This is a genomic window from Cyclobacterium salsum, from assembly GCF_010119245.1.
In the GTDB taxonomy this organism is placed as follows: Bacteria; Bacteroidota; Bacteroidia; order Cytophagales; family Cyclobacteriaceae; genus Cyclobacterium; species Cyclobacterium salsum.
In genome coordinates this window covers 33,258-48,659 of record NZ_WNKG01000008.1, presented here as the reverse complement: position 1 = coordinate 48,659, position 15,402 = coordinate 33,258, and the positions used below count along the sequence as shown (strand labels likewise).

The 15,402-nt window shown below is 40.8% G+C and carries 8 protein-coding genes; 6 read left to right on the top strand and 2 right to left on the bottom strand.

The annotated features are described in order from the left end of the window. Nucleotides 1-63 precede the first annotated feature (63 nt). Nucleotides 64-1,434 (bottom strand): enolase C-terminal domain-like protein, encoded by a 1,371-nt coding sequence (locus GJS45_RS15115; protein ID WP_235954786.1) that lies wholly within the window; start codon nt 1,432-1,434, stop codon nt 64-66. Between the two features lie 520 nt (nt 1,435-1,954). Here GJS45_RS15115 and GJS45_RS15110 point away from each other — a divergent pair. Next, nucleotides 1,955-4,486 (top strand): galactose oxidase, encoded by a 2,532-nt coding sequence (locus GJS45_RS15110; protein WP_162342705.1) that lies wholly within the window; start codon nt 1,955-1,957, stop codon nt 4,484-4,486. Between the two features lie 345 nt (nt 4,487-4,831). On the opposite strand, the gene GJS45_RS15105 is transcribed toward GJS45_RS15110, so the two are convergent. Continuing rightward, nucleotides 4,832-5,887, bottom strand: a complete 1,056-nt coding sequence (locus GJS45_RS15105; RefSeq protein ID WP_162342704.1) for a hypothetical protein — start codon at nt 5,885-5,887, stop codon at nt 4,832-4,834. Between the two features lie 689 nt (nt 5,888-6,576). Between GJS45_RS15105 and GJS45_RS15100 the strand changes: the two genes are divergently transcribed. The 5 genes from GJS45_RS15100 (at nt 6,577) to GJS45_RS15080 (ending at nt 15,295) form a co-directional block, all read left to right on the top strand. After that, nucleotides 6,577-7,638, top strand: a complete 1,062-nt coding sequence (locus GJS45_RS15100) for a site-specific integrase (RefSeq protein WP_235954784.1) — start codon at nt 6,577-6,579, stop codon at nt 7,636-7,638. A gap of 18 nt (nt 7,639-7,656) precedes the next feature. Then, a complete protein-coding gene (locus tag GJS45_RS15095; RefSeq protein WP_162342703.1) occupies nt 7,657-8,535 on the top strand; it encodes a hypothetical protein in 879 nt (292 codons plus the stop codon). 431 nt (nt 8,536-8,966) lie between these two features. After that, nucleotides 8,967-10,241, top strand: coding sequence for a hypothetical protein (locus GJS45_RS15090; RefSeq protein ID WP_162342702.1), 1,275 nt, complete (start codon nt 8,967-8,969; stop codon nt 10,239-10,241). 625 nt (nt 10,242-10,866) lie between these two features. Further along, entirely contained in the window at nt 10,867-11,373 is a 507-nt protein-coding gene (locus GJS45_RS15085; protein WP_162342701.1) for a hypothetical protein, read from the top strand. 841 nt (nt 11,374-12,214) lie between these two features. Then, a complete protein-coding gene (locus GJS45_RS15080; RefSeq protein ID WP_162342700.1) occupies nt 12,215-15,295 on the top strand; it encodes a tetratricopeptide repeat protein in 3,081 nt (1,026 codons plus the stop codon). Nucleotides 15,296-15,402 lie beyond the last annotated feature (107 nt).

Sequence of the window (15,402 nt, the reverse complement as noted above, 5' to 3'; positions counted from 1 at the left end):
TAGGCCTATGCCACCTTCCTTTCGACGGCACAGGGCATAAAAATGAAATATAAGGATCCCGGATTAAGGCTTAATGATGGTCCCGTCGCCTTTGCGTAGGGTGCCCATTCCATTGTGCCTGATTGGGTATTTTGCCGCTTCTTTTTCATTAATGTCTATGCCGAGTCCGTGTTGTTCGGTTACCTTAAAATAACCATTTTCCATCAAGGGCGTGCCTGGAAATACTTCCTGGACCCGTTCATTGAAAAACTGCCCCTCCTGAATGCCAAAATTATATACCGCCAGATTGATGTGGTTGTTTGCCTGATGACCAACCGGTGAGGTATCTCCTGGCCCGTGCCAGGCGGTTCGCACATTGAACCACTCTCCTAAACGGGCTACTTTCATTGCCGGGGTTATGCCGCCGATCTGCGAAATGTGACACCGTATGAAATCAAAGAGTTGATTGACCATTGGTTCCCTGAATTCGTTGATGTTGTTGAACAATTCTCCCATGGCCAAGGGCACGCTGGTGGTGGCCCTAAGTTGCTTAAACCATCCCATATTTTCAGGGGAGAAGGGGTCTTCAATAAAAAAAGGCCGGTATTCCTCTAATTCCTTAATCATGTTAATGGCCTGGATGGGCTCTACCTGCTCATGCATGTCGTGCAAAAGTTCAACCTTTTCCCCACAAGTCTTACGCACATGGTCAAACATTTTAGGGACCCGTCGCAGGTATTCCCCCTGGTCGGAATATCCGTCAGTTTGCCGGGCATATCCTGCCGCTTTAAAGTCAGGAACCACCTGCCCAAAGGTGCCGGTACCCCCGTATCCACCTTGCTGTATGCGGACGTGTCTCCATCCCTGATCCATGAATTTTTGAACTTCATCTGAAATTTCCTCAACCGTTTTGCCACTGGCATGTATATAAGTATCCACGTTTATTCTGCTTCTCCCACCCAACAGTTGATAGACGGGCATTTTGGCGCGTTTGCCTTTTATATCCCAAAGCGCCTGATCCAATCCGGACAGGGCATTATTTAATACCGGGCCATTTCTCCAATAGGAACTTACATATGCCGACATCCAAATGTCTTCGATATTATCGACGTCTCTTCCGGAACAAAATTCATTTAGGTAGATATCAATTGCCGGAACGACCACTGCCGCCCGCTGCGTAAAGGTGGCACAGCCCAGGCCATACAATCCAGGCTCCGAGGTTTCCACTTTAACAATGACCAGATTAGCTCCACCAGGAGCGGTTGTGATAGCCCTAACCCTGGTAATGGTGACCGGAGCTGCTCCTTTTTGATAGGCCGGTTTTTCATGTTCAAGGGTAGAAGCGCTGGCTTCTTTACCATCTAAAAGGCCAAATAGCCCGGCGGTTGAACCCATTGCCAGCATTTTTAAAACATTTCTCCGGTTTGAAAGGAGTTTTTGGTTTGGTAGTTTCATTTGAAAGGAATTTTAGGTTTATACAATTAATTTTTGCCCGGTAGAACATCAAAAAAGTCCGAAAGGGAAGGCGAGCGTTGAAACTCTTTACAATGATAAAAAGGTAGGTTAAAAAAAGATTAACGGAATATTAATGAGCGCATTATGGCGAAGGTTTTTTTATTCATTGGGTAAAAAAATCGAAAAATCTTTTAGACAATCCATTTTCAGGAGGTCTACTATTGTGAGATCGAACCTAAATATTAAATCATCAGGCATTGGAATTTTTATTAACTTAGGCCAAAGTGGTAGGGTTAACCATCCCCTAGCCATTCGGCCGGTTTCGAATGATGTGTTGTTCGTTAACCTTGACCTTTTCTTGGGGATCGTACCGGGTATAACTCCGCACAGTTATTAACTTAAAAAACAGTAATAAAATGAGAAGAATGGTGCCATATTGTCGTTAAAAATAATTAAGGTATAAATAAATATTAGGACAGGTCTCAGAACGGAGCGTTCTGGAACCCAATTGATCTACCAAATGAAATCCTGCCTTCTGAAATATCTTTTACTAACTTTACTGCTTTTTGGTTCTTCCGTTTCCGTTTCAGGCCAGTATTATGGGTTATCATTTGCGAGCAGGGAGACCGTTCAGGACTTACGCACAGGACTGGACCTGAGCCCGGGAAACAAGCTCTGTTTTGATCAAAGTTTTCAGTTATCCTTTGACATCTCTTTCCGACCTGATCAGTTGGAGTATTTTGGGTACATCTTTCGGATCATTAACGAAAAGAATCAAAATTTCGATTTAATTAGTAACCTTAACTCCCCAATAGAGGATCATTTTGTAGTTATTAACCGGGGTATTTCTGCACCCCATTCCTTCGAATTGGAGAAAACTGGAATTTTTCAACGGTGGAATACTTTTACCTTTCATTTTGATTTAGAAAATCAGGAAGTGACTTATTCCTTTTTGGGAGTAAAAAAAACCCAGGCCATATCCTTTGAGAAAAATTCCTGCTTTAAACTATTATTTGGGTCCAATGATTACCCGAAGTTTAAAACGACCGATGTGCCTCCGATGAAAATCAGGAATATCCTCATCCATCAAGGACAAGAGCTTACGTATGAGTGGCTTTTAGACGACTTTTCCGGACAGACGGCATCGGAAAATATTGCCAATCAGGATGGACATGTAGCGCACCCATTGTGGGTAAAGGAAATGCGAATGAGTTGGAAGTTGCTCAAAACCTTTTCCACGGAAGGTCCAATCAGTGTCGCTTTTGATGAAAAGGAGGAACAGATTCATTTTGTGGGGCTGGACTCGTTGATTACGTTTAGTTGTGCCAATAACCAAATGACGCATGTTCCCTATGAATCGGGGAGGCAGCACCTTTTACGCGGAAACCAATCGTTAATTAATCAGCAAACCGGAGAACTTTATACGATTTACCTGGATCAACAGATAGTAGCTACATTTAATAAAGAAGCCCGGACGTGGGACAAAAATTTCAATCCTCCCCAACGCATTACTGATAATTGGCAATTTAATAAATTCTATTCCGAACGGGATAGCTCCATTTACATGCTTGGTGGGTATGGTCATTTTACCTACAAAAATAAGGTGCGAAGATATCACCTTCCTACGTCCACCTGGGATTCAATTATTCCTCCTGCCGATCCATTCGTGCCCCGGTACCTTTTCGCATTGGGTCAAGTTGATGGCGGTGCCTATCTGTTGGGTGGATACGGTACCGAAACGGGACAGCAGGTTCACAACCCTACAAACCTTTATGACTTATTGTACTTTAATTCAAAGGACAAATCATTTGCAAAAGTTACCGAATTGAAGATTAAGGACGAAGAATTTGTTTTTGCGAATTCCCTTATTGTCCATGAACAGGCGCGAACGTATTACGGCCTGATTTTCTCCAAACACCTGTTTAATTCAAATTTACAATTAATAAAAGGCTCCCTGGATTCGGCTGATTATACCTTGCTGGGAAATAAAATTCCCTATAAATTTTATGACATCAATTCTTTTGTTGACCTATTTTATTCCCCTAAGCTGGACAAATATTTTGTGGTCACCTTGTTTCACGACACGGAGGATCAAACGGAGGTTGCCATTTATTCCATTGCTAATCCTCCACTTCCGCTCATTCAGGAAGCGAAATCTTTATGGCGTTATGAGCTGCTTTACGTTTTACTCGCTGTAGCTGGAATCATCGTGGTGGCCGGATTGCTATATTACCTCAGTAGAAAGAAATTTAGGCCTGTCCGGGAGCCGTCTATCGAGTCTATTTTCCCTGCTCCCATAACAGGTCTAAAAGAATCAGTGCCAGCAAATCAGAAAAATTTAATTTACCTGTTTGGGGTGTTTCAGATCTTCGATAATGATGGTGATGATATAACAAAAAACTTTACTCCCCTAATTCGGGAGTTATTCCTTGTTATCCTACTTTTTACGATCCGGTGGGAGAGGGGTATTAGCTCGGAAAAGCTTAAAGAATTGCTTTGGAACGATAAATCGGCAGAAAGTGCACGAAATAACCGGTCGGTTAACATCGCAAAACTTAAAGCCATACTTTCCAACGTGAAAGGATGCCAGATTTCTAAAGAGACCGGATACTGGAAAGTAAATTTGGATCCTTCCAAAATTAGCGTGGATTACCTACAATACCGCCAAATTGTTCAGGAGAAAAATCTACAGCAAAAGAAAAGTATTCAGGAGCTTGTGTTCCTTGTCCAGCGGGGAAGTTTTCTCTCCAACCTAGAATACGAATGGCTGGATTCGTTCAAGTCGGAAATAAGTAATGAGGTTATTGACATCTATATCCATTTTGCCAACGCCACGGACATTTCAAAGGACCCTGAATTTATGATTGAAATAGCCAACTATATTTTTTATTTTGATATGGTAAATGAAGAAGCCATGATGTTGAAATGTAAAGCATTGGTATACCTTGGAAAGCATTCTTTAGCCAAAAAGGTATTTGAAAACTTCAAGAAGGAGTATAAAAACATATATAATGAAGAATTTTTAAAGGACTTCCATTTTGTTTTGGAATAGTACCACTAAATGTAGGTGTCAAACTATCGGTCGCCTTAGCTTTAGACTAATCGAGGGTCATTCAACTGGAATAGTATTGTAACTAAAGTAGATGCTGCCAGGGCTCTATTTTCTGAGCAGTTGAGGCAAATGAGCGACAAATGGTTAGCAGAATCATATTGGCATGGATCTCGCCCAGGTGGTGTACAAAACGCCAGCCGACGGCCCAACTTGGGATTTCCTGTAATATTTGTGGCCCCGAAGTTGCATAAGAAATGATTTCCAAGCATACAGCGCTTGAATTCATTTCGATCCGCCGGGCTAATTCCTGAGATGCTTAAGAAACGAAACTTCCCTTGATGACTATTACCGAAGAACAGCCATCGGCCGCTCGGGGCATTTATCCATCACTTTTCCACCGTCTGCTGCAGTTCCTACTGAGATGGCCTGTAACTTCAGGCCATTGGAAAATGAAAGATCAACTTCCCCTGCATGACTATATCTTACTAAAGCTTCCCTCGAAAAATTGAGCTCTATTTCCTGAAAAACCGGGCTGCTGGTACATTCCTCAGGCGAAGAAATGTACACCTCACTGGTGAAGAGCTCTGTTTTCAACAATTCCCGTGAAGTAGGTTGCTGTTGGAATTCTCTTTCCTCGGCTTTATACAGGGTAGTATTGCTACGGGTGCCATTTTCGCTAACCTCCACCTTTACCGCCATATCCACGCCTTCCTGATCACTTCCTTCTACGATTTGACGGCTGTCCAATCCCGTATTCTCATTGTTATCTACATCCGGTAGCACCCAGTATTCGTTCATGCGTTCGTTAAAGAGGCCATTCGTTCCGATAAGCACCTTTAGCTGGCCCTCTTCGGAAAGCTGGTTGAACACCATCGTTTTGTATAGGTCAACGGATTTATCAGTGGCCGCAAAGCGTTCACTCCCTTCGTCCACAAGGGAAGCCAATCGGCTTTGGGTACCGTCAACCGGAAAGAAAAGGTCTGCATAACGGGTGCGAACGATATCACCCGGTGCCCCAACGGATAGATCGGGATCATCGAACAAACCGTAGTTAGCGGTCGAGCCGAAAACGGTCCCCAGCAGGATCTTACACTGTGTCCAGTTACCTAGTCCTGCGCGCAGGTGTCGGTTCAGTAATACTTCTTCAAAGTTATCCTCGCAAAGCAGCGAAGGGTCGTCAATGGCAGGGGTTCCATTCAGCGCATTCCATTTCACTTCAAGCGTTCTGAAGGGAAAATCGTCCGGTAAGATGGATGTGAGCTGTAAATCGTCGGAGCAATCGGGACAACCGGCCGGGGGACTTCCGCAGGTAGTGGTAAGGAGCAGGGCCATCGCACCCATGCAGTACCTAAGGCTTATCAAGGTATTCCGTGTCATTTCGAGGGAGAATAAAAATTTCATTAGTCTTTATATTTTAGAGTGGTAAAAACGAGTCCTGCATCGAAGGCTTGGGATAGCCTGTCCCTAACCTGATTCGGGAGAATCCCGCGTACTCACCTCTACCTATCGGGCCTTACTCCCTTTTTACCTCTTCGAAATGCTCAATTTCATAGCTTTAACAAGAAAAATAGCACCAAAAGTTAGTGATGTTTTTAATAAAATAAAAGTTTTTTAGTTGAAAATGGCAGGTTAAATCACTTTTAATCAAGCGATTAAATATTTTTTTCCGATGCTGTTGGATTTTGTAGATTCGAGGCTTCCCTGCAACGTTGGATTTGAAAGGATTTCTTCCTCTCCCTATTATTCGAACCGTTTATACCAAAAGCAATTAACTTGTTTTTCGGTGGGGGGTTAAAGTATGCAATACAGAAGGAAACAAAGCGAATGGACAGCACAATAACTAAAATAAATCAGCCCCTAAGTGGCTCCCTTTTTTTAAAATGTAAACTAACGAAACCGGGCATGCCCCAGGCGATGCAGGTAAGGGTAAATTCGGTACAGGAATTAATTTGATACCTGAACTTTGGTCCGGGGAGCGTCAGCAAATTTTAAACCTAACCACAAAGCTTAAAATCCAACTCCAAAAAAAATATGGAGACAAGCTCCCAAACAAGCATACCCTAATCCAGTACCAGGATGACCTTATTGATTTGAAAAATAAAGTTCGAAAGTTGGAAGAAGGTTATAGGTCCAGGGGCATAGCCTACAGTGTAGAAATGCTGGTGGAAAGAATAAAAGATTCAAAAAAGCAACTCACCAAAAAGGAAGACCCCTCCAATCTCATTTATGATTTTGTAGACCGCTACATTCAGGAGCACGAACTCACCCGGGTCAAGGGTAGTCTGGTGGTCTATAAATCTCTCAAAAAACATTTAAAGAATTTTCAGGCCAAGAGCAGGACAAAAATCCGTTTCGATAAAATCGATTACAACTTTATGCAGGCCTTTCAAAACCATTTGATTGGCTGGGAAGAGGTACATGAGACTACCGGCAAGGTAAAAACCTTGAATAACATTACCATCGCCAAGCAATTGAGTACCCTTAAAACTTTCCTTGGCTATGCCAAACGGCAGGGGATCAAGGTCAACGATGGCTATAAAGACTTTTCCATCAAGAAAGACAAGCTGGAAGTAATCGCCTTGACCCAAGATGAATTAGACCTGCTTTTTAATTTTAACCTTAGCTCCAACAAGCGTTTGGACCAGGTGCGTGATGTTTTCTGTTTTAGTTGTGTGACAGGTTTCAGGTTTTCAGATCTCCAACAATTAAAGAGAGAACATATCAAGGAAATGGAAATCCGGTTGACCATCCGAAAAACCAAGGAACCTGCCATTGTCCCTTTGAACCAGTATTCCAAAACCATTCTGGAAAAATACATGGACCTGGCCAGTCCCATTCCGATGATCTCCAATCAGAAGTTCAACAAATACGTCAAGGAGCTCTGCAAACTGGCGGGAATCGATGATCCCATTGAGATAATCCGGTACAAGGGTGCCACCAAGCAATCCACCATCTACAAAAAGCACGAAGTTATCAGTGCCCACACCGGAAGAAAAACCTTTGCTACCTTATCTCTTGAAAAGGGAATCCCTGCAGAGACCGTAATGAAGATTACCGGCCATGCCGATTACAAAAGTTTTCAACGGTATGTGAAGGTGACGGAAGAAAGAAAGAGAAACGAGATGCAGAAAGCCTGGGGAGCCCCAGTGTGAAAAATCAAACCTTGAACCATGAAAAAGTTCGATCCAAAAAGGCCCCTTTGGCTGTACAAACTCCGGGAGTACCTGCTGCTTTTTGACGGGAGTTCTGAAGAAGAAAGGATGCTGGCTTACCGGTACGGTTGGCATACTTTTTCCAGTAACCGACACCACTTTGAAGATTTTGCCCATTTCATCCGGCGGAGAAAATGGTTTATTTACCTGTCCTTAATTTATCCCATTATCCTTACTTTTCTTAGCCTTTTGCTAGCGGTTTCGGTTTTGACGATTGACGTTACATTAAAAGTACCCATGGCCCTTATTTTTTCAGGGATTACGGCGGGGATTATTTATAACCTGATTGGCAATACCCTTAAGAACATTCGGGAGACCAGCATTTTTCTAAAGTATGTGGATCCTACTGAGAAATTGGCCAATTTCCGCGAATTTGAAACCCTGGATTTTCTTGACAGGGAGGCTGCACTCCAATTTTATGAAAATATGCGTGCAAAAAGAGATTATACCCAAATCGAAGCGTTAGAAAATAGACTGGATAAAACCGAAAAACTGCTGGCCCTTGATTTTTTATTGGGCGAACCAGGGATCTTAAATGAACTGATCAACAAACTGTGTCTTGATCAAAACTGCAGCTTGTCCAAAGAAGGAGTTTACCGGGTTTTGGGCGAAATACTGACCGCTTCTCCGGATAATATTAAGAAGGACATTACAAAAAAAGTAATTGAAATTCGATCCGGTGAATGCCTGTCTCGGAAAAGGATTGATCAGCTTTGGAATGTTAAGGCCGTTTTCAGCCAGGCGAAATTGGCACTTAAAGCCTGTGAAATTGATAGACTTATTGACACTGCAAAAAGACCAGGGGCTGGATTAAAAAATGGGGTGGAATACCATTAACAGGAATAGTCAGAAAAACCAGTATTCTTTTATAAACGTTATATTTGGAAATACTGAAATACTAACAGTGATGGAAAAAATGAATGTCAGAAAACATGCCATTATAGAGAAAGTAATGCACTTGAATGAAGAAGAACTCACGGAATTAGAATATAATTATTCATAACTATTTCCATGAATTAATAAAATAACTTATCTTGTCAGGAGGATGTAGAAAAGATGACAATGTAAAGAAAAGCAATATGGCAAGGTAAATATTTAAATATATATAACTAAAAAAATAATACATCCCGATTGTAGACGGTAAAATCTCGGTTTCAACGCAGAATTGGTCGCTGTTTGACTGTTCAAAATTATTAAGCTTATAGAAATTCAGGGTTTTAGTAACATTTCCAGCCAATAAGGCCAAGCCTGTTAAACTGTAAATCATAATGATCTCAAATCAAAATGACAATACAGTGGGTAGGGACGCATTAAACGACGTTAGCTCTCAAGATACAGAGGACTTTGGTGCTTCATCGCAAAGCGGGCTTCAGCGGGTGCCTGCGGACAGAAAAGTGGAGTGGCGACTTTACAATCCTAAGACTTTCGCACCAATAGGGTTTTTGCTTCATATTTTTATTGACGAACCGACTTCGGAGTTCGGTCGTCTACAACTAAATATTTACCGTAAGGGGAATCGTCGGTCGGTCGGCCTAACGATCCGGTCCGTTTTGCTGGATTTCCCTTTGATAATATGTGTGCTTTGTGGTTTTGGCGTGGGTGTACCATTCTCAACCGTTTGGGGCATCGGGTCGCTTCTTAATCATTCTCCAATTTTTGTTGCCTTCGTGGGATGCCTGTCGATGGTCTTTACTGTCTGGTTGCTCTATTTACAGATTTTTCGCTGGGCAAATCGAGAACCGGAAACCGAGGATATGATGGGAAAAATAACAGCATTTATTTCGTTCTTTCTATTGCCAATGTCTATGTACCTAATTGCCGCGCCCTATACGACGCGTTTTGAAACTATAGGAGAAGAAGGAGAGCTGACTCTTATTTCTTGGCTTGTCTATTTTGGCTATATGGCAGCGAACATTTTGGGTCTGGGTTCACCACAAGCCATATTTGGTGAGATTGCGGCTTTACGACCGACTTCTGTGGCTGCTGCAGTAGGAACTCTATGGGTCAATGCATTAATGGTGGTAGGGGTATTCACATGGTTTTGGAAAATTCTCAAATATTTGACATTAGGAGACCGATTGTTCTCGGGCACAGTAGAGGAACTGCGGGCGCATATTGCTTCAAACGGAAACTTGAAGAAGTCGTATATCATACCACGGCACATCTTTATGAATTCAACGCGGAAAATCCCCTTCACCAGAGCGGATGCGTTGGATCTTGACAAGCCGTGGTCGTTGTTATGGTCTGGTAGCATCGTAAATGAAGAATCCTGCTTAGCAAGGTTGAAAGAGGTAGAAAGATCTGGAGAGAGTACTAATCTTGGGTCCAGGTTCGATGATGATGAAGATCTTGTAAAGGATTTTGTAATGGGATTCTCTTTTATAAAGTCAGGTGCGGTTTTAGTTTTATCTTTTGCAGTTCTGTGGGGCGGACTACAACTATTCGCAGTTATCCCCTTCGGTTGGACTGTTCTTCCACCAACGTTTTTCGCTTTCAATATAATGTTCATCTATAGCGTTTTCCGGGCGAAGTCAAAAAAATGACAAGTGCCGGATATTTATTTTAGGAGACGTTCTGGAGTGAAGCCTACATCTCCAGCAAATCTCAAACCGTCACTTCGTCGGTATGTCCTATTTAGTTGGGCAAGTTTATAATTGTCTCAACCAATAGCATAACCGCTACGGTGATCTTCAACAAGGTAGAATTTCGACACCTGCCCAATACTATTGCATTTTTCTTTTTACTGGGATGTCTAGTTCGGATTACGGCAACGGAGTCGAGTTTCCACCAGAAGGAATGTTTTGATACACTGGCGAAGGTCAGTTAGGAGACCTGATGATGGCTCAAGGAAACCGGGCCATTCGCGATCAAACCAACAGAAGGAAGACTCAATCTTTTCAAGACAATATGAGATGGGGAAAATCGACATCTTGAACAAGTCTTCAGAAATTAGTTTATCTATCTGTCTCTCGTTTACCCCATCCTATTTGCCTTGTTTAGCATGGTCCTGGCACTTTCTGTTTTTACAATTGAGGCATCATTAAAAGTACTTATTGCTCTAATTATGTCCGGTATAACGGCGGGGATTATCTACAACCTAATGGTAATACCCTTAAAAATATTCGGGAGACATGCATTTTACTTAAGTACGTCGACCCTACGGAAAAATTGGCCAATTTCCGTGAATTTGAAACCCTGGATTTTCTTGACATGGAGGCTACACTCCGATTTTATGAAAATATGCTTTCAAAAAGAGATTATGCCTGGATAGAAGCATTAGAAAAAAAACTGTATAAAACGGAGAAATTGCTTGCCCTCGATTTTTTATTGGGCGAACCAGGGACCTTGAATGAACTAATCAATAAACTGTGTCTTACTCACAATTGCTGCTTGTCCAAAGAAGGCATTTACCGGGTATTGGGTGAAATACTGACCGCTTCTCCGGATAACATCAAAAAGGATATCACCAAAAGAGTAAGCGAAATCAGATATGGAGAAAAACTTTCCCCAAAGAGGATCGATCAGCTTAGAAATGTAAAGGCTATTTTTAATCAGGCGAATTTAGCCAAAATAGCCGGTGAAATTGAAATGTTGGTTACTACTAATCGAACTTCGAATTTTAATAAAAATATGGCAGTGGCCACTAAAGATTTGATACAAATCCATTACTTTTAATGTTTGCGAATGTTTGAATTATGATAATTAGCTGGATATTGCCTTTTAAGGGAATTTCCGAAATGATTTCTGAACCAGAATACATCCCAAAACCACCGATTTTTGGGATAAAGGTTCTTGACCGAAGTAATGAAGAAGATAAATTTATTTAATTGTCTCAAAATGTTTAATTTCATCAACAATTAAATTAAAAATGGGCAATGAACTAGCCAGCATTCAGGTGAAATTTGCTTATTTGAACAAGGAGGTCTAATTTCGCAAGGATTGGAAGACCAGATCAAATGATATAATAAATGAAAATTTACCAACAAACCCTATTTCAAGTATTGTAAGGTCAGCCAAATAATCACGAGGAGCTTGATTTCCTCATCTTAATCTTTTAATGGGGTTAGGTACCCTAGATCGCTTGTTGCCTTGCCAGATCTGGGCCCGGATATTGCCATAATTTCCGAACTTCTTGAACTTACTTTGTAGAGTTCAGGATATTTGGCTAGAGTACCGTACGGTTTGTTAGTCCCTTAAACACAAGAAATTTTTGTTTCAGACAAAAAGTGATCCCTATCAGGGCAAGTATCTACTATGTCTCCGGGTGGACAAGGAAATACCTGATCTCCAAAGGGAACACCAATTGGTCAAAATACATGAATAATGATAAGGGAAAATATCTACAGGTTTTTTATTAATTGGTGAAGAGATTATTATCGTAAGGCAGGGCGAGGACTTATTTTATATTTCCCCCATTTTTTTCCATTGAACTCAGGGATACAATACATATTTTTGCCTGACGATCAGGTAAAAATAGACTTACCATATATATTTATCAACTTTTAAATCACCTAAAATGCCCATTAAAACCTACCCCATCTTCTTAGCTTCCTCTTATGAGCTTCAACCTGAGCGGGAGAAGTTTGAGATTTTTATAGGTAGGCAGAACAAGCGCCTTCAAAAAAGGAATGTTCAGCTACGCCTGGAAATCTGGGAGGATATGGGAGCGGAGCTGAACGATGGGAGAAAACAGGATGACTATAATAAAATCCTGAAGGATGCCGAAATCGTCGTTGTTCTGTTCTGGACTAAAATGGGCAAATACACTAGGGAGGAATTTGACCAAGCGTTTCAAAATTTTAAGAATAAAGGAAAGCCCATTATATATGTATATGAGAAAACTATAGCTCCCGCTAAAATACCTCAGGATCGTGAAAGGGAAAGTAAAGCGGATTTTATCAATCAGCTTTTAACTCCAGGAATGGAACAATTCCACAGTTCTTTTGAGCATTACGCAGAATTTTTATTTCATTTTCAACAATACCTATTTGATTTATTTGATCAAAAAAGGCTTCTAGTCGGGAAGCCACCTCAACAACATAGTTTAAAGGCCCCCCATTCCCCCTCCTTCGTAATAGGTAGAGAAAAAGAAATGGAAAAAATAAGTAAAAAACTCAGCAATAAAGGTATAATTGTTTTGGTTAGTGGGGAAGGTGGTATTGGGAAAACTACCTTAGCAGCCAATTATTGGCACGAAAATAAATATACTTATGGGAATTTTGTTTACCTTTTTTGTGAAGGGGGAATTATTAATGCAATGTTGGATGACGGCCTTGGTTTGGAACTTCATGGTTTGCCTGAAGAGGAAAAAATTCTGCAGATCCGGAGGAAATTAAATGAATTCGGAGATGATGTGCTACTACTGTTGGACAATGCCAACGAAGACGGAGATATCACGAAATTTCTAAAGTTATTTTCGGGGTTTAATGGTAATGTACTTATAACTAGTCGTTGCAGGGAAGTGCTGCCCAATCCGAAGAATGAAATCCTTCTTAAACATTTAAACCACAGTGATTCCAAGACATTATTTTTGAAATACTATAAAGAAGAACATTTTGAATTTGATGAGCTTCTGAATAAACTTCTAATTGCTATCGATTACCATACCTTGTTGATCGAAGTTTTCTCCAAAAACCTGAGAAAGGCATCTGCAAGGGGAAGAGACCTTAAAAGCTTTCTCCAAAGTTTTGAGGATAAAGGTATTTTTTTGGAAAGAAAAGTCAATACACGGGTTGAGACTGATTATGCATTTTACATTAACAAAGGAGTGGCATCGCCAAACGATATTTTAGAAGTATTGTATGATTTTTCAAATCTAGGAATGTTTGAGCGTTTCTATTTGATAAATCTGGCTTTTCTTCCAATTGGTACATACAATCAACAGTTCCTAGTAAAAATTTTTAAGCCCAGAAATTTAGTAGAATTTCATGAATCATTGGACAGTCTATATCAGAAAGGGTGGATCGGGGGAGAATACGACTCCCTTAGGTTAGGTCCTGTTATTCAGAAACTAGTGCTGCATAAAAATAGGGAGGCTTTATTGGAGACTTCAAGAGATTATTTAGGCAATTTGATAGTTTTATTATCTTTAGAAAAGGATCAGGATAGTGTTCACCGTAACTTTGAATGGATCCCATTTGGAAGGCAAATTACTAAAATATTTAAAAAAATACCTGATAGAAATTTTGCCTTATTTTTTAAAACTTTCGCTATTTTACTAAATCGTAAAGGTGGCAAAGAAAACCTTTTGGAAGCGAAATCTTACCTGGAAATGGCACTTGATTTCAATATTTCAAACTTTGGGGAGAAAAGTAGTTACGTTGTAAGTAACCGTTCAAACCTGGCCTTAGTATTAAGAGATCTTGGCGGAGAAAGAAATCTTATAGAAGCAAAGAGCCTTTTGGAACAAGCCCTTGATTGGGCCATCTCTAAAAATGGAGTGAATTCATTGGCAACCGCAGAAAAACGTTCAAACTTGGCCTATGTCCTTCAAGCACTAGGGGGCAAAAAGCACCTTTTGGAGGCGAAGTTACAATTGGAGAAGGCATTGGCTTCGGCTATTTTAAATTCTGGGGAGGATGCAGATTTAATAGCGAAACTTCGTTCCAACTTAGCAAGTATTCTTAAAGATCTTGGCGGTAGAAAAAACCTATTGGTAGCAAAAACTCATTTGGAAAAAGCATTGACCCTAAAAATTTTTAGAGTTGGGGAAAATGCCCCATCAATTGCAATAATGCGTTGCAGTCTGGCACATATACTTCATGACCTGAGTGGAAAAAAGAACCTTTTAAAGGCGAAGTATCTTCTGGAAAAGGCACTATCTTCAGATATTTCTAATTTTGGAGAGGATTCACATGCAGCGGCTAAAAGACTTACCAGTTTAGGAATGGTTCTTAGAGGATTTGGAGAAGTGAGTTATCTTTTGGAAGCGAGGCCACACCTAGAAAAAGCACTTGAATTGGCTATTTGCAATTTTGGAGATATAGCCCCTATAACAGCAATTCGGCGTAACGATCTTGGCCTTTTATTAAAGGACTTAGGTGGAAAAAAGAACCTTTTGGAAGCTAAAAATCACCTGCAAAAGGCTCTCGCCTCAGATATTTCTAACTTTGGGGAGACTGCCCCGGTAACTGCCATAAGTCAATCCAATTTAGCCCTTGTACTTGGAGACTTAGGAGGAAAAAAGAACCTTTTGGAAGCGAAAAATCACCTGCAAAAGGCTCTCGCCTCAGATGTTTCTAACTTTGGAGAGACTGCTCCCTCAACGGCTACGAAGCGTTCCAACTTAGCTCTAATGCTCGGAGATCTTGGCGGAGAAAGGAATCTTGAAGAGGCAACATTCCATTTAAAAAAAGCATTAGCCTCCGATGTTTTAAATTTTGGTGAATTACATCCTACTACCATTATAAGGCAGTATAACTTGGGCTCAATATTAGTAGATCGCAAAGGAGTTGATAACTTAGTACAAGGCCTTAGTTTATTTGAAAAAGCCTTGGCCGGATGTAGAAGAATATTTAGTGAGGATTACTATTTGATTCCTAAAATATTAAATTGGATTGAGTATGCAAAAGAAATGCTCAGGAAAAATCACGGATAATCAACTGATTTACTGTAGAAGACTCACTTTAAGCTAGTTATTTAACCCCAAATAAATTTTCATTCAACTTTAATGGTTTTTCTAAACCTATTTCCGCTTGGGCGTGT

Coding starts and splice junctions, on each gene's coding strand:
- GJS45_RS15090 (WP_162342702.1), top strand. CDS start 8,967: ATGATCTCAAATCAAAATGACAATACAGTGGGTAGGGACGCATTAAAC.
- GJS45_RS15115 (WP_235954786.1), bottom strand. CDS start 1,434: ATGAAACTACCAAACCAAAAACTCCTTTCAAACCGGAGAAATGTTTTA.
- GJS45_RS15105 (WP_162342704.1), bottom strand. CDS start 5,887: ATGAAATTTTTATTCTCCCTCGAAATGACACGGAATACCTTGATAAGC.
- GJS45_RS15080 (WP_162342700.1), top strand. CDS start 12,215: ATGCCCATTAAAACCTACCCCATCTTCTTAGCTTCCTCTTATGAGCTT.
- GJS45_RS15110 (WP_162342705.1), top strand. CDS start 1,955: ATGAAATCCTGCCTTCTGAAATATCTTTTACTAACTTTACTGCTTTTT.
- GJS45_RS15095 (WP_162342703.1), top strand. CDS start 7,657: ATGAAAAAGTTCGATCCAAAAAGGCCCCTTTGGCTGTACAAACTCCGG.